The sequence below is a fragment of the Saezia sanguinis genome, assembly GCF_003991585.1.
Lineage (GTDB): Bacteria > Pseudomonadota > Gammaproteobacteria > Burkholderiales > Burkholderiaceae_C > Saezia > Saezia sanguinis.
On sequence record NZ_PQSP01000001.1, the window covers coordinates 414,349 to 437,225 of the forward strand.

Below are 22,877 nucleotides of genomic sequence, written 5' to 3' on the forward strand. Positions count from 1 at the left end.
CAGTATCTGGTAGCAGACATATTTTTACTCAGCGAGGACAATGAAATATGGGACAGGTGAATGTCGTCAATCATCCTTTGGTACAACATAAACTGACGCTGATGCGCAGTGAAGAGACTACAACCGATAACTTCCGTCGTTTGGTCAGAGAAATTGCTGCCATGCTGACTTATGAGGCAACCCGGCATCTGCCTGTAGAGCACATTTCGGTAAAAACACCAGTGGCAACCTGCCAGTCCGCAGTGATTTCCGGGAAGAAACTCTGCCTGGTTTCGATTTTGCGTGCCGGTAACGGCATGATCGACGGCATGATCGACCTGCTGCCCGGCGCCCGGGTGGGGCATATCGGCCTGTACCGCGACCCGGATACGCTGGAGCCGGTTGAATATTACTTTAAAGTGCCTGATGACATTGCCGAGCGGGAAGTGCTGGTGGTTGACCCCATGCTGGCTACGGGGAACTCTGCCGTGGCTGCCATTGCCCGCCTGAAAAAAGAGGGGGTCAGCAGCATCCATCTGGTCTGTATATTAGGAGCGCCTGAAGGCGTCAAAAATATGACCGATGCGCATCCGGATGTACCCATTACACTGGCTGCGATTGACCAGGGGCTGAATGATCATGGCTACATTGTGCCCGGACTGGGCGATGCGGGTGACCGCATTTTTGGCACCAAATGATGATGTGGTCATTCTGATTTTCAATGCACGCAAACAGACATGAACAGACTCAAACAGGTCTGAGCCTGAGGCGCTGGCAGGATAGACTGCCAGCATCTCTACATCAGCCAACCCTAACAGCAATGTGAGAGCAGATGGATATTTTATTTGTCGCAGACCCGATTGATACCTTTAAAACCTATAAAGACTCCACGTTTGCAATGATGCGTGAGGCGGCTGGTAGGGGGCATGCCATTTATGCCTGCGTTCCTTCGCAGATGTCGTGGATTCAGGGCGGGCAGGTCAGAGCGCAATGCCTGAAACTGGAGATGACCGGACGCGTTGGAACCGCAGAGCAGGAACTGCATGACTGGTATAACGTACTGTCATCACAAACGATGACGCTGTCTGCGTTTGATGCCATCGTCATGCGCAAAGATCCGCCGTTTGACAGCGAGTATTTCTATGCCACGCACCTGCTGGAACAGGCGCAGCGTGAGGGCACCCGGGTATTTAACCAGCCGTCAGCGCTGAGGGACCATCCAGAAAAAATGGCACTGATGGAATTTCCCCAGTATGCACCGCCGACATTGATTTCGCGTGACCCAGTGCAAATCAGAGGATTTCATGCGGCTTATAACGATATCATCTTAAAACCGCTGGACGGTATGGGTGGTGCTGGTATTTTCCGCATCAGAGAAGATGGTATGAATTTAGGCAGCGCGATTGAAGCACTGAACCGCTTTGGGCAGCAGACCATCATGGTGCAGCAGTACCAGCCAGCCATTGCGCAGGGTGACAAACGGATATTGATTATCGACGGTGAGCCCGCTCCCTATGTCCTGGCACGCATTCCGCAGGGCAATGAAGTGCGAGGCAACCTGGCCGCAGGCGGCAGGGGAGTGGCGCAACCATTGTCAGACGCCAACCGGGCTGTTGCCAAAGCCATCGGGGAAAAGCTGGCGCCACGTGGTTTACTGCTGATTGGTCTGGATATGATTGGTGACCATGTCACGGAAATCAATGTGACCAGCCCGACCTGTTTTCAGGAAATTGAGCAGCAAACCGGTTTTAATGTGGCGGGTATGTTTGTGGATGCATTGGAAAAAGCAGTCAGCTCATAAAGGCGATGCCATGATTACAGGTCAGTTTGAATGAGAAACAGGCAATCATCTCTCAACACATTTTTGGAGCAGCTTTACCAGATAGAGAAATCGCTTGACGGCCTTGATCTGCTTGCCTATTCTGTCTCCCGTGAGTATGACGGAAACAAATTCCCCGAACAGAAGAAACTGGCTGCTGATACGCTGGAGAACCTGATGCTTGCCGCAACGCATGAAACGGCAAGTCAGATAGGCTTTTTGCGGCGTGGTATTGAAACACTGGCTCAGTTGATAGATTTCAGGGAACGGTACGCTCGATTCAGTGACCAAGAGTTGGCGCAAATATTGGACGGTCATTTATCCATACATGCCAAAAATGCTTTTGCAAAGCGGTTTGAGAGCATTGAAAAAATGATTGCAGAGCTTGATTCATTAAAACAAGACTGGAATCAAACTTTTGCCAATAAAAGTTATGGTCAGATCAAAAAACAACTGGGGTTGGTTGGCGCTGAATAGCAGGGAGCGAAAGATAAGGTAGTAAGGTGAAGGTAGCAAAGCGGCACAGTTCTTTCTTGAATATTCTCCTCCTTGAAGATTTAAAACAGAACACAAAAAAAGCGGCATTAAATCATGCCGCTTTTTTATACAAATGTATTAACGCTTTGCTTTAGCTTGCTTTCTTCTGTGCGTTAATGATGGCCATCGCGGAGCCGATCAGGCCGGAAATTTCGCTGACGCTGTTAGGCACAATCAGGGTATTATTTTCCTGTGCCAGTTTGCTGTAAGCATCCACCGCACGTTCAGCCACTTTCAATTGAACAGCCTGTTCACCGCCTGGGTGCTGGATCGCTGTAGCGATGCGTTCAATGGCTGTTGCAGTGGCTTCTGCCACCGCCAGAATGGCCTGGGCTTCACCTTGTGCCTGGTTAATGGCAGCCTGCTTTTCACCTTCAGACTTGGCAATGAAAGCGGCACGCTGACCATTGGCAATATTGACCTGTTCCTGCTGGCGACCTTCAGATGCTGCAATCAGTGCGCGTTTTTCACGCTCAGCGGTAATCTGGGCCTGCATCGCGTGCAGAATGACTTGAGGCGGTGTCAAATCCTTGATTTCATAACGCAGCACTTTCACCCCCCAGGTCAGGGCGCTTTCATCAATGGCGCTGACCACGCTGTGGTTGATGACATCACGCTCTTCAAAGGTGCGGTCGAGTTCGAGCTTACCAATGACAGAACGCAAGGTGGTTTGTGCCAGTTGGGTAATAGCGACAATATAATTGCTTGAGCCGTAGCTGGCGTTGTAAGGGTCGGTAACCTGAAAGTACAGGATGCCGTCAACCTGCAACTGGGTGTTATCGCGGGTAATACACACCTGGCTGGGCACGTCCAGCGGAATTTCTTTCAGGGAATGACGGTATGCCACCCGTTCAATGAATGGGACAACGAATTTCAATCCGGGGGTCAGGGTGCGGTCATACTTACCCAAACGTTCAACCACCCAGGCATTTTGCTGGGGCACAATTTTGAACGTCATGGCGACAAAAATGACGGCAATGATACAGACCGCGATTACAAAGTAAAAAGAAAGCGAGAGCATTTCCATAGTGTTTGACCCTGATAAATAGTTTGTTATGTAGAAGAACCGGCTGAAAACGAAATTATCTTACTTATATATTACATGCACGTTTATTTTTTGGTATCCAACTGCAATTGAGAACCTTTGATGGCGCTGATGGTGCAGCGACCTGTCTGCGGCTCTCCTTCTCCAATCCAGAGGGCAGACCATTCTGCACCGCGGTAACGTACTTTGGTGGTCTGATCGGGGTTCCAATGGACCACTTCCACGGTTTCTCCAATGTCGATCAACGCATTTTTATTTTCGAAATAAATTTTAGAACGCGGATTTTTATAGCGCTTGAAATGCCACAACCCGGTGGCAACAGCAGCAGTCAGCGCCGCGCACACAATCTGCCAGTTAAAATTCAGGCCAATCAGATAAGCAACTGCACCTACAATCGTGCCCAGCGCGAGCATCAGCAGGTAAAAGGTTCCTGTGACCAACTCCAGGCCGATTAAAACCGCTGCAGCAATACCCCACCAGTATGCAGGATTCATAGTGTATTCCTTATATATTCAAGAAGTTGCCAAATTTCTAGCAGTCGATGTTTTCGGTTCACATATCATACATGTTTAATGTATACATGTAAACAATTTTGTCTAAGGAAGCCGTTAAAATAACGCGACTGCCTAGTGTATGCATTTCCAGCCAATAAATCCAATTTTTTGTACACGCGCAAGGATATTGTCCTACACTATCAAACTCGCGCATGGGTGATGGTTGATTTTCTTGCACCATCATTCTTTTTGTATGTACTTTCGAAATTTTGCCGAATCATGAAATTCCGCTTTCCCATTGTCATCATTGATGAAGATTACCGCTCCGAAAATACATCCGGCCTGGGGATTCGCGCATTGGCGCAAGCCATTGAGCAGGAGGGCATGGAAGTGCTGGGGGTAACCAGTTATGGCGATCTGAGCCAGTTTGCACAGCAGCAAAGCCGCGCTTCGGCATTTATTTTGTCAATTGATGATGAAGAGGTGGCGCCGGCGGACAACGGCGAAGATGAGGCGGATGCCATTACCAATCTGCGTACCTTCATCAACGAGATTCGCAAAAAGAACGAAGATATACCTATTTACCTGTATGGCGAAACGCGTACGTCCAGGCATGTCCCCAATGACATTCTGCGTGAGTTGCATGGCTTTATCCATATGTTTGAAGATACGCCGGAGTTTGTTGCACGGCACATCATTCGCGAAGCCAAAAGTTATATGGACGGCCTGTCGCCGCCTTTTTTCCGCCAGTTGGTGGAATATGCCAATGATGGCTCGTACTCGTGGCATTGCCCGGGGCACTCCGGCGGTGTCGCGTTTCTGAAAAGTCCGGTAGGGCAGATGTTTCACCAGTTTTTTGGCGAAAACATGCTGCGTGCAGACGTGTGCAATGCGGTGGAAGAGCTGGGGCAGTTGCTTGATCATACCGGGCCGGTGGCCGCATCAGAGCGCAATGCCGCACGCATTTTTAATGCCGACCACTGCTATTTTGTGACTAACGGCACCTCAACCAGCAATAAAATTGTCTGGCATCACTCTGTTGCGCCAGGCGATGTGGTGGTGGTGGACCGCAACTGCCATAAATCCATTCTGCACGCGATCATCATGACCGGTGCTATTCCGGTGTTTCTGACGCCCACACGCAACCACTACGGCATCATTGGCCCAATCCGCAAGAGCGAGTTCGAGCCGGAGAATATCCGCAAAAAGATTGCCGCCAACCCGTTGCTGAAAGACGTTGACCCGAAAACGGTGAAGCCACGCATTCTGACGCTGACACAAAGTACTTATGATGGGGTGCTGTACAACACCGATACCATCAAAAAAATGCTGGATGGTTACCTGGACACACTGCATTTTGACGAGGCCTGGCTGCCCCATGCGGCGTTTCATCCGTTCTACGGGCCGTATCATTCCATGGGTAAAAAGCGCCAGCGTCCGAAAAAAGCACTGGTGTTCTCAACCCAGTCAACGCATAAATTGCTGGCAGGCCTGAGCCAGGCGTCGCATATTCTGGTGCAAAATGCGCAAAACCATGAACTGGACCGCTCCATTTTCAATGAAGCCTATCTGATGCACATGTCCACCAGCCCGCAATATGCCATTATTGCCAGTTGCGATGTTGCTGCGGCCATGATGGAGCCCCCGGGCGGCACTGCGCTGGTAGAGGAAAGCATTTTAGAATCGCTGGATTTCCGCCGGGCCATGCGCAAAGTGGAAAAAGAGCTTGGCGATGACTGGTGGTTCAAAGTGTGGGGGCCGGACACGCTGTCGCAGGAAGAGGGAATTGGCGAAGAGAATGACTGGATCATTAAAGGCACTGGCAAAGAGTCTAAATGGCATGGCTTTGGCGCACTGGCCGATGGTTTTAACATGCTGGACCCGATCAAGGCCACCATTGTCACGCCAGGGCTGGACATGGCCGGTAAGTTTTCCAAAACCGGTATTCCTGCCTCCATTGTGACCAAGTATCTGGCCGAGCACGGCATCATTGTCGAGAAAACCGGTCTGTATTCCTTTTTCATCATGTTTACCATTGGTATTACCAAAGGGCGCTGGAATACGCTGCTGGCTGCATTGCAGCAGTTCAAGGACGATTACGACCGCAACCAGCCGATGTGGCGCGTATTGCCGGAGTTCTGCCACAGCCATCCGCAGTACGAGCAGATGGGGTTGCGCGACCTGTCGCAGGCTATTCATGAAGCGTATGCCAAGGGCGATGTGGCACGGGTGACGACGGAAATGTACCTCTCGCCGCTGGTGCCAGCCATGTGCCCGGCAGAAGCTTTTGCTAAAATGTCACACCGGGAAATTGACCGGGTTGCCATTGATGCGCTGGAAGGGCGTGTCACTGTCGGCTTGGTTACGCCTTATCCGCCGGGCATTCCTTTGCTGATTCCCGGCGAGCGGTTTAACCGTAAAATTGTCGATTATTTGAAATTCACTTACCAGTTCAACATGCGCTTTCCCGGTTTCCAGACGGATATCCATGGGCTGGTGATTGAAGAAGATGCGAGCGGACAACAGCAATATTATGTGGATTGCGTTAAAAATTAACGCGGGGATAGTGTTGTTGGCTATTCAGATAATGACAATACAGGCTTAAAATAAGAAAATTCCATCTGTGGGATAAGCGAGTTTGCATGAAAACTGATTTTAATTTTTTGTTTACCGACAAAGCTCAGGAAGCCATTATCAATAAGGGCAAAAAAGGAATTAGTTTTCCTACACCGCCAAATATGCCGGTGTTCCTTCCAGGCGATCTGATCACCTTTGAGCAACTGGACCAGGAACTGATGTTCAAGGTCAGAAGCCGCTATTTCATCTGGAAATCGCACGATTACCTGATCATTCAGTATGTGCTGAGCTTGCCTACAGAAAGCAGCAGGCAAAAAAGCGCCACTCCGGAAAAAGGCAATGATGCTGTTTGATCACGGCATCGCTTTAGATCATTGGTTTTTCAATAAGACATATAACAGTTTAAACAAGCCTGCCTTGAGCAACACGCCCGGCATATCGCCTTAGCGTTAAATATCAAGGTAGCACAACAAGGTTCATGGACATCGGTGACAATTGACTCCATGATGATTTCTGAAAGCTACTCTTCACCTGTTACGGACAGGCTGCTGCAGCACTTAAATCCCGAACAGCTCAAAGCGGTTACACTGCCAGCAGAAAATGCGCTGATACTGGCCGGTGCCGGTTCTGGCAAAACGCGTGTGCTGACTACCCGTATTGCCTGGCTGCTTGCCACAGGCCATGTTTCTCCCGGCGGTATTCTGGCCGTCACCTTTACCAACAAGGCCGCCAAAGAAATGCTGGCCCGGCTGACGGCGATGCTGCCGGTGAACACGCGCGGCATGTGGGTCGGTACGTTTCACGGCTTATGCAACCGTTTTTTACGCATGCATTGGAAAATTGCCGGCCTGCCGCAGACATTTCAGATTCTGGACACACAGGATCAGCTCGCTGCGATTAAACGCTTGTTAAAAGGGCTGGACATTGACCAGGACCGCTTTCCGGCCAAAGAGGTGGCATGGTTTATTTCAAATGCCAAAGAAGGTGGTTTAAGGCCTGCGGACATTGATGCATTTGATCCGGATACACGGAAAAAGGCCGAACTTTACCAGGCCTATCAGCAACAGTGCGAGCGTGAGGGCGTGGTGGACTTTGGCGAACTGATGCTGCGCAGCTACGAACTGCTGCGCGACCATGCGGAAATACGCCAGCATTATCAGCAGCGGTTCAGGCATATCCTGGTCGACGAATTTCAGGACACGAATAAGCTTCAGTATGCGTGGTTGAAAATGTTTGCAAACCAGATGCCAGGCCAGGCCAACTGCATTTTTGCGGTTGGCGATGATGACCAGAGCATCTACACGTTTCGTGGCGCTTATATTGGCAATATGTCTGCGTTTCAGCGCGAGTTCGATGTCAAGGAAGTCATCAAGCTTGAACGCAATTACCGCTCGCAGGGCAATATTCTGGATGCGGCCAATGGACTGATTGCGCATAACGTGGCGCGGCTGGGTAAAAACCTGAGCACCGATGCCGGGCTGGGCGAACAGATCCGGGTGTTTGAAGGCAGTAGTGATCAGGAAGAGGCACGCTGGATTGTGGAGGAACTGGAGCAGTTACACCACGAAGGCATAGACCGTTCTCAAATGGCGATTCTGTACCGCTCCAATGCGCAGTCGCGGGTGATTGAAAACCAGTTGTTCAGTGCCGGAGTGCCTTACCGCGTTTATGGCGGCTTGCGTTTTTTTGAACGGGCCGAAGTCAAACATGCACTGGCGTACCTGCGCCTGCTGGAAAATCCGGATGATAACACCAGCTTTTTACGTGTGGTGAATTTCCCTCCACGGGGTATTGGTGCGCGTTCGCTGGAACAGTTGCAGGATGTTGCCAGAAATGCCAATGGCGGCTCTGGCAGCAGTTTGCACGAGGCTGTGTCTTTGGTGCAGGGCAATGCCGGTGTCAAGCTGAGTGCATTCAACGCACTGATTGATGTGTTGCGCGAAGAGATCATTGGCTGCACGCTGCGTGAAATCATTGAAAAAGTACTGACCGCTTCAGGACTGCTGGAACACTATGCCAAGGAGCGCGAAGGTGCTGACCGCATTGAAAATCTGAAAGAATTGATCAATGCCGCTGAAGCTTTTGTAACCATTGAAGGGTTCGGGCGCGATGCTGTCGCGCTATCTGTGCCATCTGTTCCTCATGCCAATGAGCCGGCACAGCCGGTTGCTGGCCAGGCAGCAGACGGGGCAGTGCAGCCACTCAATGCCCAGGATTTGCTGGATGCACAGGAAACCATGTCGCCACTGGCCGCCTTTCTGACACATGCATCGCTGGAAGCTGGTGATAACCAGGCACAGGCAGGGCAGGATGCCGTGCAATTGATGACCATTCATGCAGCCAAGGGGCTTGAATTTGACTGTGTTTTCATCACCGGGCTGGAAGAGGGGCTGTTCCCGCACGAGAATTCCCTGTCTGACATTAACGGGCTGGAAGAAGAACGCCGCCTGATGTATGTGGCCATTACCCGGGCGCGCAAACGCCTGTATCTGAGCTTCACGCAAACGCGTATGCTGCATGGGCAGGTACGCTACAACCTGCGCAGCCGTTTCTTTGATGAAATACCACAGCAGACGCTGAAATGGCTGATGCCCCGCACACAATGGACAGTATCCGGCTCCGCCTCAGAGGGACATACTTCCCGCTGGGACGGCGAGTGGAATGGGCATGCGTCTTCTCTGGCGCAAAACAGGCTTGAGCCCGCCAGCGTTGCATCTTCCAAAAAAGATACGCATGGGTTACACATCGGGCAGCAGGTATTTCATAACAAATTTGGCGAAGGAACGGTCTTAACCATTGAAGGCAGCGGTAACGACACCAAGGTACAGGTGAAGTTCAACCGCTACGGCACCAAATGGCTGGCTGCATCGGTTGCCAAGCTGACGCCGATTGAAGAATGAGCCTGGAATTATTCGGCCTGTCGCTGCTCAATGGTTTGAGTTACGGCCTGTTGCTGTTCATGCTCAGTGCTGGGCTGACGCTGATATTTGGCATCATGCGGGTGCTCAATTTGGCACATGGCAGTTTTTACATGCTGGGTGCTTATCTGGGCTATACCGCTACCTGCATCGTAGGCATGAATTTCTGGCTGACACTGATACTGGTGCCGTGTGCTGTGGGCATGGTCGGTGTGCTGAGCGAAAAATATCTGTTACGCCGTGTACACGCACGAGGCCACCTGGCTGAATTGCTGCTGACTTACGGCCTTGCGTTGCTAGTACTGGCCGTCGTGCAATGGATATGGGGTAAGGCGCCTGTGGAGTATCGCATTCCCGCATTTCTGCAAGGCCACTTGTTTGAGCTCTGGGGGATGAGTTTTCCCCGTTACCGGGCTTTGATCATGGGCATCGCATTGTTCATGCTGCTGTTTCTGATCATCCTGCTGCGCGGCACATCAACGGGCCTGCTGTTGCAGGCCGCCACACAAAACCCGCGCATGCTGGAGTCATTAGGCTACAACGTGCCGGCATTATGGGCATGGGTTTTTGGTGCCGGATGCGCTCTGGCTGCTCTGGCAGGTGTTCTTGGCGGGTTCGCGTATGTCACCGAGCCGGCCATGGCGCAGTCCATGGGCATGTTGCTGTTTGTGGTGATTGTCATTGGCGGCATGGGCTCTTTAACTGGTGCATTGCTGGCTTCAGTGCTGTTGGGCGTATTTCAGACGCTGGCTGTCGGCATAAATATTCGCCTGGCCGATCTGCTGCATATGGATGTGGTTGCAACAGGTTCGTTATGGAATGTCACGCTGTCACAGTGCGCGCCATTGTTGCCATTCATATTGATGGTGCTGGTGCTGTTATTGCGTCCGCAGGGGCTATTGGGCGCCAGGCAGGAGCGCAGGGTATGAAGCAACGTCTGCCTCACGGGGTTCTGTACAGCATCATGGCGGCAGCCATTCTATTGGCTTTGATATGGTGGTGGCTGCCGGGCTTTGCTTTAAGCCTGCTGGTGCAGTCATGTGCAGCGGTCATCATCTGTGCCAGCCTGCGTGTGCTGGTGGGCATGGGGGGGATTATCAGCTTTGGCCATGCCTTGTATGTCGGGGCCGGTGCCTATGGTACAGCACATCTTTTACAGGCGGTTGAAGCACAGCATTTTTTTGTACCTTTGCTGCTGGCGCCTGTGGCGGGTGGCGTTGCCGGTTTACTGGTGGCAGTGATTGCAGGATGGCTGTGCACACGGCGCACGCATCCGATTTTCATGGCGATGGTGACGCTGGCGTTGTGCGAACTGGCGTACACGCTGGCGCAGATGTGGCCTGCGCTCTTTGGTGATGAAAGCGGCATACCGTTTGACCGTACGGCAGGTAATTTTTTAGGTTTGAATTTTGCAGATGAGCGGTTGGTGCTGATACTGGCTTTGCTGTATAGCGTAGTCGTTCTTTTTCTGCTGCATGGTTTTACCCGTACCCCGGCTGGCAAATGGCTGGTGGCATCGCGTGAAGATGCGATGCGGGTCGCCAGTCTGGGCATGTATCCGGCACGTTTTCAGTATATGGCTTTTCTGATCGCTGGCTTTTTTGCCGGTATTGGCGGTGGCCTGCTGGCGATTGAACTCGAGGGCGCGCATGCTTCCATGCTCAGTGTTGTACAGTCCGGCAGTTATTTGATGTTCACCTATTTAGGCGGGCTTGGCTCTGTCGTCGGCAGCCTGATTGGCGGGGGCGCTTTCAGCCTGGGAATAGTCTGGCTGCCTGCTATCACGCCGGTGTGGGAACTCTACCTGGGGCTGCTTTTTGTGTATGTGGTGCTGTATTGGCCGCAGGGCATTGTTGGTGCCATCAACTCAGGGTATCTACAGTGGTTAAACCACAAAGAGCTGCGCAGCAAAATGGTCTTAATGGTGATAGCAAAAGCAGGCTGCTGTATTGGTGCCATTGGCATGGTGGAAGGCGGTTACCGATTCTGGCGCGCATACATGGCCGCAAGCGGAAACGGTTTTCCTCTGACAGAGCTGTTTTCCGGCTGGCTGATAGCCTGTATGGCGATATGCATTATCTGTCTGGGGAGCATCTTGGTGCTGCAGCGGCAAAGCCATCGCAAAGCGGGGAGGGCATCATGAACCCGATACTCTCGTTGCGCCACATCAGCCTGAGCTATGGACATTTCAAAGCACTGAATGGCATCAGTCTGGATGCCATGCCAGGAGAGCGTCTGGCGATTATTGGCCCCAATGGCTCTGGAAAGAGTTCCTTGTTTGATGTGATCAGCGGGTTTGCCAAAAGAGAAGCAGGAGAAATCTGGTTAAACGGTCAGCGGATTGACCATCTGTCATGCCAGAAACGTTGCCGGGCCGGGCTGGTCCGGAGTTTTCAGACCAGCCGTCTGTTTGGGCAGATGACGGTACTGGAGCATGTTCAGTGTGCAGCTTTTTTCCAAAAAACCCGCCCATGGCAACGGTATGCGTTCTGGTGTGGAATGCATCGCATGGCAAATGTTCACGATGCGGCACAGGCCGCTTTACAGCATGTTGGGCTTGAGCGCTATGCGCAGGAACGGGCAGGGAATCTGAGCTATGCCAACCAGAGGTTGCTTGAACTGGCAATTGTGCTTGCAACCGATGCCAAAGTGCTCTTGCTCGATGAGCCAACGGCCGGGCTGAGCCATGCGGAAACACAGGATTTTCTGGGGCGGATAGACTCCTTGGCAAAAGATAGAACCATCCTGATGATAGAACACGATATGTCTGTGGTTTTTCAACTGGCGCACCGGGTCGTGGTACTGGCGCAAGGGCAAGTACTGGCCTGCGATGCACCGCAGATAATCCAGAGTAATCAGCAGGTACAGCAACTGTATTTGTCCGGCAAAAATGCAGAAACGCTTTTGCTCGGGGAGCCTTTATGCTAAATATCAGCAATCTGGCAGTTGCTTATGGCAGCAGAACGGTATTGCAGGGTATCAGCCTTAACGTGGCTGCGGGTGAAGTGGTTGCCATGATTGGGCGCAATGGTTCCGGCAGGTCGACCTTGCTGACAGCCATTGCCGGACATGTGAGCATTGCTGCCGGGGAGATTCAATTGGCGCAACACGCCATCACGCGCTGGCCTGCTTATTTGCGTGCCCGGGCCGGGCTTGCGTGGGTGCCTGAAAACAAGCTGCTGTTCAATGAACTGAGTGTCAGGCAAAACCTGCTTTTAGGGATGGGCCCGGGGACTGCCCACAACGATCAGAAAACAGCGTTGGATCGTATTTATGCGTTTTACCCGCTGTTGGCTGAGCGCGCCGCCATTTCGGCTGGCGCACTTTCTGGTGGAGAACAGCAATTGCTGGCTTTTGCCCGCGCGTTGATGCGTGTTCCCAAAGTTTTATTGCTGGATGAACCGGCCGAAGGGCTAGCACCCCGTATGGTTGAACAAATGAGTGAACATCTGCTGGGTTTAAAAGCCCAGGGTGTTGCCATATTGCTGGTGGAGCAGAAGCTGACAATGAGCACGTCTCTTGCTGACCGTTGCCTGGTTTTGGAGCAGGGGGGCATAACGTTCAGTGGCGGTGTGCAGCAGTTGCTGGAAAGCCAGAAGCAAAATCAATAGCGGGAACAGTAGCCGTGCCGGTCATCAGCAGTGGGGGGCAGGCTTCAGGCTAGCGTCTTGCAAAATACTCATACCGCCGGTCAGTATCAATACGCTGGGTATCCAGCGCAGTTACTTTGGCCAACAGCGGGCCAAAACGCAGCCACTGCAGCATTTCGTCTACCTGGTCAGGTACACCTTGTACCAGGGCTTCAACCGTGCCATCATCCAGGTTGCGGACCCAGCCGTGAATACCGAGGGCGTGCGCTTTTCGCACAGTAGCTTGGCGAAAACCAACGCCTTGCACCTGTCCATGGATTCTGACCTGATATGTTTCCGGGATGTGTTGCATAGCGCGCATTTTAATGGATGGATGTATCCACATGCAGCGCAGTTAGAAAAACACCCTGGTGAGGTAAATCAACAAGACCTGGTTTTGTCGTTTAAAGCCATCCATTCTGGCAGTTTGTGACTTTAGCTGGTACACGACATTCTGATATAGTTTTACCATTTCAGCGATTATCTCAACATACGGGCGCAGAACATCACAGGCTCCTATTTTTTCAAGCATCATGAATCATCCTTTGATTATTTTCATTGACTATATTGGTACATTTGCTTTTGCGATCAGCGGTGCGGTTGCCGCACAGCAACGGCGGCTGGACATCTTCGGCATTATCGTGATTGCTTTTGTGACCGCCTGTACGGGTGGGGTGGTGCGTGACCTGTGTATTGGTGCATTGCCCCCTGTCAGTTTGTCACAGTGGCCTTATCTGGTGATATCCGTGCTGGCGGTGCTCATTTCAGTTGCAGCTTCCAGATGGATTCAGAAACTGACGTATCCGGTGCTGTTTTTTGATGCGATCGGCCTGAGTTTTTTTGCCATTTTCGGGGCCTATAAAACATTATTGTTTACCAGCAATACAGAGCTGGCCATTCTTTTGGGCATTACTTCCGCAGTCGGAGGCGGTGTTATCCGTGATGTGCTGCTGAACCGGGTTCCGGTGATTTTACATAAAGACATTTACGCGACGGCCGCATTGTTGGGTGCGGTTTTACTGGTGCTTGGCGAACTGGCAAATCTGCCGTTGCTATTGACTTCGTGCGTAGCGGCGGGGGCATGTTTTGTCATTCGCATGCTGTCACTGCATCGGAATTGGAAGCTGCCGTCATTTCCGTATCACAGGAACCCGCCTAAAAACTAAAAATATCAATGGCAACGAGGGATTTCCCTGCCTTTGTTTCTGACGCTACACTGTGACAGCCTGTTGTGCTTTGTGCTTTCAGGCCGCAAATGCAACGATCCAGGACAGTTTGTTTTTTATTTTGGTGCATATAAACGTCATTTGATGAGTAAAAAGTCATGGAAGTGAACTTTTTTTATTTCCTGAGTGAGTGAAAATTTCCTCTGTCCTGAGAATGTGTGTATTCTTGCGTCGATTGATTTCAACTTGATGAAAGATTGGTATGGAGTTTAAAAAATACAGTGCAGAACTCATTGGGACATTCTGGCTTACTTTTGGGGGTTGTGGCAGTGCGGTAATTGCTGCGGCATTCCCTCACGTCGGCATCGGGCTGCTTGGTGTGGCTTTGGCATTTGGTCTGACCGTACTGACCATGGCATATGCCATTGGGCACATTTCCGGCTGCCACCTGAACCCGGCCGTAACCATTGGCTTGGCAGCAGGCGGGCGTTTTCCATTTTCCCAGGTGCTGCCGTATATCGTGGCACAGGTTATTGGTGCCATTATTGCCGCGGCGGTGCTGTATGTGATTGCCAGTGGCGCTCCTGGGTTTGATGTGGTTGCCAGCGGATTTGCTGCCAATGGTTATGGTGAGCATTCTCCGGGGCATTATGCGCTGGGCTCTGCATTGGTGGCTGAAGTTGTGCTGACCATGATGTTCCTGTTTATCATCATGGGCGCTACCCATGAAAAAGCCCCGGCTGCGCTGGCGCCTGTGGCAATTGGTCTGGCGCTGACGCTGATCCACCTGATCAGCATTCCTGTCACCAATACATCGGTCAACCCGGCACGCAGTACCGGGCCAGCCTTGTTTGTGGGTGGCTGGGCATTAAGCCAGTTGTGGCTGTTCTGGGTTGCTCCCATTGTCGGCGGCGTATTGGGCGGCCTGATTTACCGCTGCCTTAGCTGCACCAAAAAGCAGTAAAAAAGCATTAACAAGCGTATGCGTGGTAGGGGCATTTGCCGCGTACGCTTGTCAAACTGCTTTTATCTATCAAGATAGACCCTTGAAGTTGTAGTTGCCACAGGCATGCTGTGCAATCTGAATGTGCGCGGCATGCTTTGGCAACCGAAATAACAAAACACGTCAACTTATCAGGAGGTCTGTTTATGGTACATGGAACCACGCCATTTCTTTTAATTCCCGGACTGCTGTGCACGTCGGAGCTCTATGCTCCCCAGCTCCCTTTTCTCTGGCGTTATGGACCAGTGATGGTGGCCAACCATACGCAGGCAGACAGCGTGCAGGCCATTGCCAAGCAAATACTGGACGCAGCACCATCCAAGTTTGTACTGATGGGGCTGTCCATGGGTGGCTACCTGGCGCTTGAAGTCATGCGGCAGGCACCTGAGCGTGTGCTGCGCCTGGCACTGATGGATACCTCGGCACGTCCTGATACCGCAGAAGGCAAAGCAGGGCGACAGGAAAAGGTGAAAAAGGCGCGCAACGGTGAGTTTGACAAAGTTGTCAGCGATTTGCTGCCGGCCATGTTGCTGCCTGAGCACCTGAAAAATGAGCAACTGGTTCAAACCAGCAAACGCATGGCCCAGGTGGTTGGCATAGAAGGCTTTGCCAGGCAGCAGCAAGCCATCATGGATAGGCCGGACTCCCGCCCCGGGCTGAGCCGGATTCAATGCCCGACACTGGTACTGGTCGGACGGGAAGATAAACTGATACCTTTGGAGCATTCCAAAGAAATGGCTGACCAGATTAAGGGTGCCCAGCTTGTCACAATTCCTGAATGCGGACATATTGCAACGCTGGAACAGCCCGAGAAAGTCAACAAAGCTTTGGAGCAGTGGCTGCAACAGGCGTTTTAACAACTAATTTTTCCCTGTTTATCCGGAACTGCTTCAAAAACGCAAAATGACATCTGGGGCTGCGTGGGTTTCCATTTTTAATATATTATAATTATCGAATATATTAATTATTGAATGGATTGACATGCATCCTTGGGTACTTTCTGGCATAGGCGGCGTACTGATTGGTTTATCGGCAGTGGTTTTAATGGCCTCAATCGGGCGGATTGCCGGTATCAGCGGCATTGCAGGCGGAGCGCTTCCCGGTATCGTGCGCCAAGGCGATCTGGGCTGGCGTCTGGCTTTTATCGGCGGGCTCATCGCTGCGCCATTTTTGTTGCTGATCATCCGCGGCAGCAACGGCATCGGAGCGCCGCAGGTCTCATGGCCATGGATGATTGTGGCCGGGTTACTGATAGGTTTTGGAACCCGTTTGGGTAACGGATGTACCAGTGGGCATGGTGTGTGTGGCATCGCCCGTCTGTCTCCGCGTTCTTTCGCGGCAACCGGGGTGTTTATGGTTTTTGGCATCAGCACGGTTTTTGTCATTCGCCATCTGCTGCAAGGAGGCCTGCTATGAAGTTGGGGGCTGCTTTACTTGCCGGGTTGCTGTTCGGGCTGGGCCTGATCTTGGGAGGAATGACAGAGCCAGCCACCGTGCTTGGCTTTCTGGATGTGTTTGGGCAATGGAACCCGCGCCTGGTGTTTGTCATGGGGGCAGCGTTGCTGACAACGGCTATTGGTTATCGGCTGGTATTTCGCCAGCAACATCCCTGGTTTGAGCAGAAGTTTCAATTGCCAACGAGTAAGCGGCTGGATATCCGCCTGATTACCGGCGCAGCCTTGTTTGGCATGGGGTGGGGCATTGCGGGTTATTGCCCCGGACCTGCTCTGGCATCACTGAGCAGCGGGCAGGCTGCCGTATGGTTGCTGGTCGCAGCCATGATTACCGGCTGGTGGCTGGCGGCAAAGCTGATGCCATCCGGCTCAAAGTAACCGGTATGAATATGATAAATTTAATGACGCTTGTAGGCATCTCATGAAAAATACACCTGCTTTGCAGATATCCCCTTCCACTGATCTGCATGACATGACCGGCATGCAACAACATGCCGATGAAGCCATTGCTGTGCTCAAAGCCATTGCAAGCCCAAACCGGCTGATGCTGTTATGCCGGCTTTTGCATGGAGAGTGCTCTGTCAGCGAGCTGTCGCAGGCTTTGGGGCAATCGCAGAGCGTGGTATCCCAGCACCTGTCTTTGCTGCGGCGGGACAAACTGGTCACCGGCAGGCGTGCAGGGCAATCCATTTACTATGCCATCAGCGATAAACGCGTATATGGTTTGATGGAAAAGCTGTTTGAACTTTTCTGCACAGATCACCCCGATATGGACGCCCGTTTAAAATGATTGGTGCATAATACCCATGATTTTTATGATACGGCTTTCAACAAGAAGCAGGCAACAGAGCGCCATGCTGCTTTGTTGTGATGATTTGAAGAATGTATACTTCCCCCATTCGCTACATTGAACCTGTTTACCGTCCGCCCAGTGAGGCCCATTCGCTGATACTGCCTGTAACGGACGGGTGCTCGTGGAACCAGTGTACATTTTGCGAAATGTATAAAGCGCCACAGAAGCGCTTTCGTGCCCGTAGTGAGACAGAGGTTCTGGAAAGCATACAGCGCAGTGCCGACTATTATGGCAACCGGGTACAACGCGTTTTTCTGGCTGATGGCGATGCACTGGTCCTGTCAACCCGGCGCTTACTGACGATACTGGAGGCCATACGCACCCATATGCCTTCAGTCAGGCGGATATCCAGCTATTGTCTGGCCAGCAACCTGCGCCGCAAAACAGTAGAAGAACTGACAGAACTGCGTGAAGCAGGGTTGCAACTGGTGTACCTGGGGGCAGAATCTGGTGATGACGAGGTGCTGCAGCGGGTTAATAAAAACGAAACATTTGAATCAACACGCTCTGCACTGGATAAGCTGGGGGAGGCTGGTATTTCACGCTCTGTCATGCTGCTCAACGGCCTTGGTGGGGTAACGTTGACAGCCCAGCATGCGGACAATTCAGCCCGCCTGATCAACGCAACACAACCTGAATACCTGGCAACGCTGGTGGTGAGTTTTCCTTATGGAGATACAAGGCTGCGTGAACATTTCCCAGACTGGCAGCCTTTGTCACAACATGAACTTTTCGTTGAAATGGAGCGCTTTTTATCTCAGCTTGAGTTAAAGCGCACCGTTTTCAGGTCTGACCATGCATCCAACTGGCTGGTCCTGAAAGGCACACTCAATGCGGATAAAAACGCATTGCTGGCCCAGGTCAGAACAGCCATTGCCACACCAGATGCCGCACCGCTGCGTCCATCCTGGGCCAGAGCATTATGACTCTTCCCCTGTCCCCCTGAGCCCTCATTAACGAATACCAGTGACTTCATAACCAGCATCAGTGACGGCATCGGACAGCGCTTTGTCTGCCACACTGTCTTCAGCAGTTACGGTTGCTGTTTTGGCTGCCAGATCCACATGGACGTTGCTCACACCCGGTACCGCGCTCAAGGCCTTTTCGACTCTGGCGGAGCAATGGCCACAGCTCATACCTTCGATCTGAATATTTTTGGTTGTCATGTCTAAACTCCTTTGATCAGTTGACTCTGTTGAAATTTCAGGAATTGCTCCTGCCTGAAGAGCAGGGGACTTGTCGGCATTTTCCAGTGCCTGTGAATTCTGTGTATATCTGGGCTTAAACCAGCGCAGCCGCAGCGCGTTGCTGACCACACTCACCGAGCTTAAGCTCATGGCGGCAGCAGCAATCATCGGACTGAGTGTCAGCCCCCACACGCCATAAAAAACACCTGCAGCCACGGGAATGCCCACGCTGTTGTAAAAGAACGCCCAGAACAGGTTCTGGCGGATGTTACGCATTACCGCTTTGCTTAACTGGATAGCGGTGACCGCATCCAGCAGGTCGCTCTTCATCAGCACAATGTCAGCTGATTCAATGGCGATGTCTGTGCCGGCACCAATGGCGATGCCAACATCGGCCCGTGCCAGCGCCGGTGCGTCGTTAATGCCGTCACCCACCATCGCTACTTTTTTACCCTGCGCCTGCAGTGCGCGGATTTCGCGCTCTTTGTCCTGCGGCAGCACCTCAGCCAGTACATGGGCAATGCCTGCCTGTTGCTGCACAGCAGCGGCAGTCTGAGCGTTGTCACCAGTCAGCATGATCACGTCAATGCCCATTGACTGCAATTCTGCCACGGCCTGGCGGCTGGTTTTTTTAATCACATCTGCAACCGCAATGATGCCAAGCAAAGCCTTGTCGCTGGCAAAATACAGCGCTGTTTTGCCTTCATTGGCAAACGCTTGGGCCTGGGCATTTGCTGCCTGATCAAGCACGATGCCCTGTGCAGCCATCAGTTTGCTGTTACCGGCAAAATAGCGTTGCCCGTCGAGCAGGGCACTGATACCTTGTCCCGGCGTTTGTTGCAGGCCGGAAGCTTTGGTCAGTTCCATACCCCGTTGCTGTGCCTCGTTCACAATGGCCATGCCCAGCGGATGCTCGGAAAGTTTTTCCAGCGAAGCCGCGATGCGCAGCAATTGTGATTCATTGCCGTTATCGGCAGTCACGATATCGGTCACCACAGGTTTGCCTTCAGTCACCGTACCGGTTTTATCCAGCACCACGGTATCTACCGCCTGAGCCACTTCAATGGCTTGTGCCGACTTGATCAAAATGCCGTTGGCAGCGCCTTTGCCGGTACCCACCATGATTGCCGTGGGCGTAGCCAGCCCCAATGCACAAGGACATGAAATTACCAGCACGGCAATGCCGATGGACAGTGCAAACTCCAGGTCATAACCCAGCAGCAGCCATACCGCAGCAGCCAGCACAGCAATCACAATAACTACTGGTACAAAAATGCCACTGATTTTATCGGCCAGCCGGGCAATCGGCGCTTTGGACGAGGTGGCTTCATCTACCAGTTTGACAATCTGTGACAGCGTTGTGTCATCCCCGGTACGGGTTACCCGCATCAGAAAATGTCCGGCTTTGTTAATGGTCGCGCCAGTGACTTTGTCGCCGCTTTGCTTTTCCGCCGGAATGCTCTCTCCGGTAATAGCCGATTCATCTATGAAAGCGCTGCCTTCGGTGATAACGCCATCTGCGGCAATGCTTTCGCCAGCTTTCACCACCAGAATATCGCCTACCTGAACCTGCTCGCTGGGCACCACTTTTTCAACACCATCATGCAGCACGGTTGCGGTTTTAGGCACCAGATTCACCAGCCGGGTGATCGCATCAGACGTTTTGCCTTTGGCTCTGGCCTCTAAAAACTTGCCTAGCGTGATCAGCGTCAGAATCATTGCCGCCGATTCAAAATACAGGTTCATTGCAAAATGTTCTGTGCCTGCCAGGTCACCATGCCCCAGTGCATTGCCCATTTTGTAAATAGCGTACACACCAAAAACAACCGCAGCACCTGATCCGATGGCAATCAGCGAATCCATATTCGGAGCACCGGAAAACAGCGTTTTAAAGCCAACCCGGTAGTATTTGAAATTGACAAACACCACCGGCAAGGTCAGAAGAAACTGGGTAAACGCATACGCTAATGCATTTTGTGGCCCCGTTAAAAACCCTGGCAGCGGTAAGCCTGCCATATGCCCCATGGCAATATAAAACAGCGGTATCGTAAACAGCAAAGAAATCAACAAACGCCGTTTCATTTCCTGCAGTTCCTGCTTGGCAATATCTGATGGTGCACTGCCTGCTGCTTTGCCACTGTGCTGGCCGTTGCGCAGCGCAGCGCCATAACCTGCTTTTTCAACTGCAGCCGTAATATTGTCCGCAGAGGTGATCTTTTCGTCATAAGAAACATTCATGCTGTTTTTCAGCAAGTTGACGTTGACCTCATTCACGCCCTGCAGCGCAGCAACACTCTTTTCCACCCGTGCGGAACAGGCAGAGCATGTCATGCCGGAGATATCAAAAAGCGCTTTCTGCATATTCTGTCTCTTTATTGGATTGGGGAATTACCGAATACATTGAACTTTATAAAGTTTATGAGTATCATTTTAGGTATAAGTATAATTTTTTCAAGAATGCACTTTTTTGATATATAGTATCCAAAAAGATACCATGCTATGAGCAAAGCCAAACAATCCATTTCATGCTGCCCGCCTCAGGCAGCTTCCGCTTCAGAAGAAACCTACTGCCCGGTGGAAGCGACCATCAATCTGATCGGCGGCAAATACAAGTCATTGATCCTGTGGAAACTGGCTCACAATACGTTGCGGTTTTCACAACTGCGAAGAGAAGTACCCGGAGCCACACCCAAAATGCTCACACAGCAACTGCGTGAGCTGGAAACACATGGGCTTATCAGGCGCAAAGTATTCCCAGTGGTTCCTCCCAAGGTGGAATACTCGCTGACAGCGTTTGGTCATAGCCTTAAACCAGTGCTGGAGGCCATGTACACCTGGGGTACAGGTTACCTGCATACGCAGGGGCTGGAAGTCAATTGCTCTATGGAACCATTTGCAGAAGAAGACGAAGCAGAAATAGCATGAAAATCGTGAAATAATTCCACATCAAGAGTTGGCGGGTCATTTTTGGCTCGGTGTAATTTTTCTTTTAAAACAATAAGTTAACAAAAATCGGGTCATTATTGACCCGGTATGGTTTCTATTTAAAATCAACGGGTTAGCAAAAATCGGGTCAATAATGACCCATTTTGGCTTGTGGATAAATCGAAATTCTGTGGATAACCTGTTTCTACTTTTTTGTGAATTGAATTTTTTTAAATAAAATCAATGAGTTAAACATTTGGTTGGTATGCTGGCACATGAATTGCAATATATCTAAGTGAAACTGCCCGAAGGCAGCGCGTTTGTCTTATTCATGTTTGTTATTTCAACAAGGAGCACTCAGAATGCCAACCCCAGCGTATATTTCGATCGAAGGCAAAACCCAGGGCAACATCACCCAGGGTGCATTTACAGCCGATTCCGTCGGTAACGTCTACGTCGAAGGCCACGAAGACGAAATCCTGGTCCAGGAAATCAGCCACCGTGTCACAACACCTACCGATCCGCAAAGCGGCCAGCCCTCAGGCCAGCGCGTGCACAAACCGTTTGTGTTCACCTGTGCCCTGAACAAAGGTGTTCCACTGCTGTACCAGGCACTGACCACCGGTGAAATGCTGCCGACAGTGGAAGTCCGCTGGTATCGCACATCTGTAGATGGCAAACAGGAACACTTCTTCTCCACCAAGCTGGAAGATGCTACTGTAGTCGACATTGACACCGTGCTGCCGCATGCGCAGAACGCAGACAACGCCAACTACACCCAGTTGGTACGCGTGTCACTGGCCTACCGCAAGATCATCTGGAGCCATGAAGTCGCCGGAACGGAAGCATCAGACGACTGGAGAGCGCCGATCGAAGGCTGAAATACCAGGCCATGCTGAAAATGAATCAGAACAAGGTAAAACCTTGTTCTGATTTACGCGCTTTCTAAAGGTGAATTTACAGGAGAAGCAACATGTCGGCACAGCGTCCAGTTGTCCTGTTAGGACACGCACACACATGTCCCATTCACGGGCCGGGCACCGTGATCAGCGGCTCACCCGTATGCAGCCTGCATGGCAAGCCAGTGGCACGCCAGGGCGACAAAATCAGTTGCGGGCCCACCATCATCACCGGCTCACCCACCGTACTCATTGACGACGGGCGTCCTGTAGCACGCCTGGGAGACAGCACAGACCATGGCGGTGCTTTGATAGAAGGAGATGCCAGATGGAGCGTTGAATGAAAGCATAGAGACAAATTGTCATCAGCTTGATACAGGCTGATAACACGT

At 51.6% G+C, this 22,877-nt stretch carries 25 protein-coding genes; 20 read left to right on the top strand and 5 right to left on the bottom strand.

The annotated features are described in order from the left end of the window. Window positions 1-47 precede the first annotated feature (47 nt). The 3 genes from upp (at window position 48) to CUZ56_RS01840 (ending at window position 2,275) form a co-directional block, all read left to right on the top strand. Window positions 48-677: a uracil phosphoribosyltransferase gene (gene upp / locus CUZ56_RS01830; RefSeq protein ID WP_126977658.1), complete on the top strand. Its 630-nt coding sequence runs from the start codon at window positions 48-50 to the stop codon at window positions 675-677. Window positions 678-811: 134 nt separating this feature from the next. After that, window positions 812-1,780: a glutathione synthase gene (gene gshB / locus CUZ56_RS01835; RefSeq protein ID WP_126977660.1), complete on the top strand. Its 969-nt coding sequence runs from the start codon at window positions 812-814 to the stop codon at window positions 1,778-1,780. A gap of 30 nt (window positions 1,781-1,810) precedes the next feature. Continuing rightward, complete coding sequence (locus CUZ56_RS01840; protein ID WP_126977662.1) at window positions 1,811-2,275, top strand: hypothetical protein; 465 nt, start codon at window positions 1,811-1,813, stop codon at window positions 2,273-2,275. Between the two features lie 151 nt (window positions 2,276-2,426). On the opposite strand, the gene CUZ56_RS01845 is transcribed toward CUZ56_RS01840, so the two are convergent. After that, window positions 2,427-3,362: an SPFH domain-containing protein gene (locus CUZ56_RS01845; protein ID WP_126977664.1), complete on the bottom strand. Its 936-nt coding sequence runs from the start codon at window positions 3,360-3,362 to the stop codon at window positions 2,427-2,429. Window positions 3,363-3,445: 83 nt separating this feature from the next. Next, window positions 3,446-3,874 carry an NfeD family protein gene (locus CUZ56_RS01850; RefSeq protein WP_126977666.1) on the bottom strand — a complete coding sequence of 143 codons (429 nt, stop codon included), beginning with the start codon at window positions 3,872-3,874 and terminating at the stop codon, window positions 3,446-3,448. A 279-nt stretch (window positions 3,875-4,153) separates the two neighbouring features. Between CUZ56_RS01850 and CUZ56_RS01855 the strand changes: the two genes are divergently transcribed. The 7 genes from CUZ56_RS01855 to CUZ56_RS01885 all read left to right on the top strand — a co-directional run bounded on the left by CUZ56_RS01855 (window position 4,154) and on the right by CUZ56_RS01885 (window position 12,980). Further along, complete coding sequence (locus tag CUZ56_RS01855) at window positions 4,154-6,430, top strand: arginine/lysine/ornithine decarboxylase (RefSeq protein WP_126977668.1); 2,277 nt, start codon at window positions 4,154-4,156, stop codon at window positions 6,428-6,430. Window positions 6,431-6,516: 86 nt separating this feature from the next. After that, a complete protein-coding gene (locus tag CUZ56_RS01860; protein ID WP_126977670.1) occupies window positions 6,517-6,804 on the top strand; it encodes a hypothetical protein in 288 nt (95 codons plus the stop codon). Between the two features lie 153 nt (window positions 6,805-6,957). Beyond that, window positions 6,958-9,351, top strand: coding sequence for a UvrD-helicase domain-containing protein (locus CUZ56_RS01865; protein ID WP_404948025.1), 2,394 nt, complete (start codon window positions 6,958-6,960; stop codon window positions 9,349-9,351). Then, window positions 9,348-10,298 (top strand): branched-chain amino acid ABC transporter permease, encoded by a 951-nt coding sequence (locus CUZ56_RS01870; RefSeq protein ID WP_126977674.1) that lies wholly within the window; start codon window positions 9,348-9,350, stop codon window positions 10,296-10,298. Before CUZ56_RS01865 ends, CUZ56_RS01870 begins: the two co-directional genes overlap by 4 nt. Next, window positions 10,295-11,512: a branched-chain amino acid ABC transporter permease gene (locus CUZ56_RS01875; protein WP_162615225.1), complete on the top strand. Its 1,218-nt coding sequence runs from the start codon at window positions 10,295-10,297 to the stop codon at window positions 11,510-11,512. The genes CUZ56_RS01870 and CUZ56_RS01875 overlap by 4 nt, the downstream gene beginning before the upstream one ends. Continuing rightward, window positions 11,509-12,297, top strand: coding sequence for an ABC transporter ATP-binding protein (locus tag CUZ56_RS01880; RefSeq protein WP_162615226.1), 789 nt, complete (start codon window positions 11,509-11,511; stop codon window positions 12,295-12,297). The genes CUZ56_RS01875 and CUZ56_RS01880 overlap by 4 nt, the downstream gene beginning before the upstream one ends. Then, a complete protein-coding gene (locus tag CUZ56_RS01885) occupies window positions 12,291-12,980 on the top strand; it encodes an ABC transporter ATP-binding protein (RefSeq protein WP_126977680.1) in 690 nt (229 codons plus the stop codon). Before CUZ56_RS01880 ends, CUZ56_RS01885 begins: the two co-directional genes overlap by 7 nt. A 49-nt stretch (window positions 12,981-13,029) precedes the next feature. Here CUZ56_RS01885 and CUZ56_RS01890 read toward each other — a convergent pair whose 3' ends face one another. Together CUZ56_RS01890 and CUZ56_RS01895 are read right to left on the bottom strand one after the other, a co-directional pair. Then, window positions 13,030-13,311, bottom strand: a complete 282-nt coding sequence (locus CUZ56_RS01890; protein WP_126977682.1) for an acylphosphatase — start codon at window positions 13,309-13,311, stop codon at window positions 13,030-13,032. 42 nt (window positions 13,312-13,353) lie between these two features. Next, entirely contained in the window at window positions 13,354-13,533 is a 180-nt protein-coding gene (locus tag CUZ56_RS01895; protein WP_126977684.1) for a hypothetical protein, read from the bottom strand. Between CUZ56_RS01895 and CUZ56_RS01900 the strand changes: the two genes are divergently transcribed. From CUZ56_RS01900 to CUZ56_RS01930, 7 genes are all read left to right on the top strand, one after another. Further along, window positions 13,532-14,164: a trimeric intracellular cation channel family protein gene (locus CUZ56_RS01900; RefSeq protein ID WP_126977686.1), complete on the top strand. Its 633-nt coding sequence runs from the start codon at window positions 13,532-13,534 to the stop codon at window positions 14,162-14,164. The genes CUZ56_RS01895 and CUZ56_RS01900 overlap by 2 nt on opposite strands. Before the next feature lie 262 nt (window positions 14,165-14,426). Beyond that, complete coding sequence (aqpZ, locus tag CUZ56_RS01905) at window positions 14,427-15,128, top strand: aquaporin Z (protein WP_126977688.1); 702 nt, start codon at window positions 14,427-14,429, stop codon at window positions 15,126-15,128. Between the two features lie 185 nt (window positions 15,129-15,313). Next, a complete protein-coding gene (locus CUZ56_RS01910) occupies window positions 15,314-16,024 on the top strand; it encodes an alpha/beta fold hydrolase (protein ID WP_126977690.1) in 711 nt (236 codons plus the stop codon). A gap of 124 nt (window positions 16,025-16,148) precedes the next feature. Beyond that, complete coding sequence (locus tag CUZ56_RS01915; protein WP_126977692.1) at window positions 16,149-16,583, top strand: YeeE/YedE family protein; 435 nt, start codon at window positions 16,149-16,151, stop codon at window positions 16,581-16,583. Further along, window positions 16,580-16,999 (top strand): DUF6691 family protein, encoded by a 420-nt coding sequence (locus tag CUZ56_RS01920; RefSeq protein WP_126977694.1) that lies wholly within the window; start codon window positions 16,580-16,582, stop codon window positions 16,997-16,999. Before CUZ56_RS01915 ends, CUZ56_RS01920 begins: the two co-directional genes overlap by 4 nt. Before the next feature lie 43 nt (window positions 17,000-17,042). Further along, the gene (locus CUZ56_RS01925) at window positions 17,043-17,411 is read left to right on the top strand and encodes an ArsR/SmtB family transcription factor (RefSeq protein WP_239441961.1); all 369 of its coding nucleotides are present in this window, start codon (window positions 17,043-17,045) and stop codon (window positions 17,409-17,411) included. 92 nt (window positions 17,412-17,503) lie between these two features. After that, window positions 17,504-18,400 (top strand): radical SAM protein, encoded by an 897-nt coding sequence (locus CUZ56_RS01930; RefSeq protein WP_126977696.1) that lies wholly within the window; start codon window positions 17,504-17,506, stop codon window positions 18,398-18,400. Between the two features lie 27 nt (window positions 18,401-18,427). Here CUZ56_RS01930 and CUZ56_RS01935 read toward each other — a convergent pair whose 3' ends face one another. Next, window positions 18,428-21,022, bottom strand: coding sequence for a heavy metal translocating P-type ATPase (locus tag CUZ56_RS01935; protein WP_126977698.1), 2,595 nt, complete (start codon window positions 21,020-21,022; stop codon window positions 18,428-18,430). 138 nt (window positions 21,023-21,160) lie between these two features. Between CUZ56_RS01935 and CUZ56_RS01940 the strand changes: the two genes are divergently transcribed. The 3 genes from CUZ56_RS01940 (at window position 21,161) to CUZ56_RS01950 (ending at window position 22,829) form a co-directional block, all read left to right on the top strand. Beyond that, the gene (locus CUZ56_RS01940) at window positions 21,161-21,586 is read left to right on the top strand and encodes a winged helix-turn-helix transcriptional regulator (protein WP_126977700.1); all 426 of its coding nucleotides are present in this window, start codon (window positions 21,161-21,163) and stop codon (window positions 21,584-21,586) included. Window positions 21,587-21,948: 362 nt separating this feature from the next. Continuing rightward, window positions 21,949-22,467 (top strand): Hcp family type VI secretion system effector, encoded by a 519-nt coding sequence (locus CUZ56_RS01945; protein ID WP_126977702.1) that lies wholly within the window; start codon window positions 21,949-21,951, stop codon window positions 22,465-22,467. 92 nt (window positions 22,468-22,559) lie between these two features. After that, window positions 22,560-22,829, top strand: a complete 270-nt coding sequence (locus tag CUZ56_RS01950) for a PAAR domain-containing protein (protein ID WP_126977704.1) — start codon at window positions 22,560-22,562, stop codon at window positions 22,827-22,829. Window positions 22,830-22,877: the final 48 nt, after the last annotated feature.

What these genes read in the sequence shown, in the direction of transcription:
- upp (WP_126977658.1), top strand. Translation starts at nt 48, where the DNA reads ATGGGACAGGTGAATGTCGTCAATCATCCTTTGGTACAACATAAACTG.
- gshB (WP_126977660.1), top strand. Translation starts at nt 812, where the DNA reads ATGGATATTTTATTTGTCGCAGACCCGATTGATACCTTTAAAACCTAT.
- CUZ56_RS01840 (WP_126977662.1), top strand. Translation starts at nt 1,811, where the DNA reads ATGAGAAACAGGCAATCATCTCTCAACACATTTTTGGAGCAGCTTTAC.
- CUZ56_RS01845 (WP_126977664.1), bottom strand. Translation starts at nt 3,362, where the DNA reads ATGGAAATGCTCTCGCTTTCTTTTTACTTTGTAATCGCGGTCTGTATC.
- CUZ56_RS01850 (WP_126977666.1), bottom strand. Translation starts at nt 3,874, where the DNA reads ATGAATCCTGCATACTGGTGGGGTATTGCTGCAGCGGTTTTAATCGGC.
- CUZ56_RS01855 (WP_126977668.1), top strand. Translation starts at nt 4,154, where the DNA reads ATGAAATTCCGCTTTCCCATTGTCATCATTGATGAAGATTACCGCTCC.
- CUZ56_RS01860 (WP_126977670.1), top strand. Translation starts at nt 6,517, where the DNA reads ATGAAAACTGATTTTAATTTTTTGTTTACCGACAAAGCTCAGGAAGCC.
- CUZ56_RS01865 (WP_404948025.1), top strand. Translation starts at nt 6,958, where the DNA reads ATGATTTCTGAAAGCTACTCTTCACCTGTTACGGACAGGCTGCTGCAG.
- CUZ56_RS01870 (WP_126977674.1), top strand. Translation starts at nt 9,348, where the DNA reads ATGAGCCTGGAATTATTCGGCCTGTCGCTGCTCAATGGTTTGAGTTAC.
- CUZ56_RS01875 (WP_162615225.1), top strand. Translation starts at nt 10,295, where the DNA reads ATGAAGCAACGTCTGCCTCACGGGGTTCTGTACAGCATCATGGCGGCA.
- CUZ56_RS01880 (WP_162615226.1), top strand. Translation starts at nt 11,509, where the DNA reads ATGAACCCGATACTCTCGTTGCGCCACATCAGCCTGAGCTATGGACAT.
- CUZ56_RS01885 (WP_126977680.1), top strand. Translation starts at nt 12,291, where the DNA reads ATGCTAAATATCAGCAATCTGGCAGTTGCTTATGGCAGCAGAACGGTA.
- CUZ56_RS01890 (WP_126977682.1), bottom strand. Translation starts at nt 13,311, where the DNA reads ATGCAACACATCCCGGAAACATATCAGGTCAGAATCCATGGACAGGTG.
- CUZ56_RS01900 (WP_126977686.1), top strand. Translation starts at nt 13,532, where the DNA reads ATGAATCATCCTTTGATTATTTTCATTGACTATATTGGTACATTTGCT.
- CUZ56_RS01895 (WP_126977684.1), bottom strand. Translation starts at nt 13,533, where the DNA reads ATGATGCTTGAAAAAATAGGAGCCTGTGATGTTCTGCGCCCGTATGTT.
- aqpZ (WP_126977688.1), top strand. Translation starts at nt 14,427, where the DNA reads ATGGAGTTTAAAAAATACAGTGCAGAACTCATTGGGACATTCTGGCTT.
- CUZ56_RS01910 (WP_126977690.1), top strand. Translation starts at nt 15,314, where the DNA reads ATGGTACATGGAACCACGCCATTTCTTTTAATTCCCGGACTGCTGTGC.
- CUZ56_RS01915 (WP_126977692.1), top strand. Translation starts at nt 16,149, where the DNA reads ATGCATCCTTGGGTACTTTCTGGCATAGGCGGCGTACTGATTGGTTTA.
- CUZ56_RS01920 (WP_126977694.1), top strand. Translation starts at nt 16,580, where the DNA reads ATGAAGTTGGGGGCTGCTTTACTTGCCGGGTTGCTGTTCGGGCTGGGC.
- CUZ56_RS01925 (WP_239441961.1), top strand. Translation starts at nt 17,043, where the DNA reads ATGAAAAATACACCTGCTTTGCAGATATCCCCTTCCACTGATCTGCAT.
- CUZ56_RS01930 (WP_126977696.1), top strand. Translation starts at nt 17,504, where the DNA reads ATGTATACTTCCCCCATTCGCTACATTGAACCTGTTTACCGTCCGCCC.
- CUZ56_RS01935 (WP_126977698.1), bottom strand. Translation starts at nt 21,022, where the DNA reads ATGCAGAAAGCGCTTTTTGATATCTCCGGCATGACATGCTCTGCCTGT.
- CUZ56_RS01940 (WP_126977700.1), top strand. Translation starts at nt 21,161, where the DNA reads ATGAGCAAAGCCAAACAATCCATTTCATGCTGCCCGCCTCAGGCAGCT.
- CUZ56_RS01945 (WP_126977702.1), top strand. Translation starts at nt 21,949, where the DNA reads ATGCCAACCCCAGCGTATATTTCGATCGAAGGCAAAACCCAGGGCAAC.
- CUZ56_RS01950 (WP_126977704.1), top strand. Translation starts at nt 22,560, where the DNA reads ATGTCGGCACAGCGTCCAGTTGTCCTGTTAGGACACGCACACACATGT.